The sequence below is a fragment of the Vibrio sp. 1069 genome, assembly GCF_033340555.1.
The window spans coordinates 1-572 of record NZ_JAWOWP010000713.1; the positions used below are offsets into that span (position 1 = coordinate 1).

Below are 572 nucleotides of genomic sequence, written 5' to 3' on the forward strand. Positions count from 1 at the left end.
TTGAGGATGGTCCAGAAGGCACAACGTGGCGTCGTAAGTAATTGAATCTTTTAAAAGGGCTGATGATTCAGCCCTTTTATTTTCCAATTTCATCAATAAAATTTTAACTTTAGGTAATGCTCTGTGGCTCAGATGTATTTCTATTACTCAGCAATGAATGCGGGTAAATCGACAACTCTTCTTCAATCTTCATTTAACTACCAAGAACGCGGTATGACGCCAGTGATTTTCACTGCGGCGTTGGACGACCGCTATGGTGTAGGCAAAGTAAGTTCTCGTATTGGTTTACAGTCGGACGCGCATTTGTTCCGTCCAGATACGAACCTATACCAAGAGATTGCAGCCCTGCATGAAGTCGAAAAACGTCACTGTATTCTTATTGACGAGTGTCAGTTCCTATCGAAAGAGCAGGTTTACCAACTTACAGAGGTAGTGGATAAGCTGCATATTCCAGTACTTTGCTATGGTCTTCGTACCGATTTTCTTGGCGAACTTTTTGAAGGCAGTAAGTACCTACTCTCTTGGGCTGATAAGCTGGTTGAGTTGAAGACGATTTGCCACTGTGGCCGAAA

At 42.8% G+C, this 572-nt stretch carries 1 protein-coding gene; it reads left to right on the forward strand.

The genetic code is table 11. The features are described from left to right. Positions 1–123: 123 nt before the first annotated feature. On the forward strand, positions 124–572 hold a 449-nt coding region (locus R7040_RS28625), incomplete at its 3' end, for a thymidine kinase (protein ID WP_318097911.1).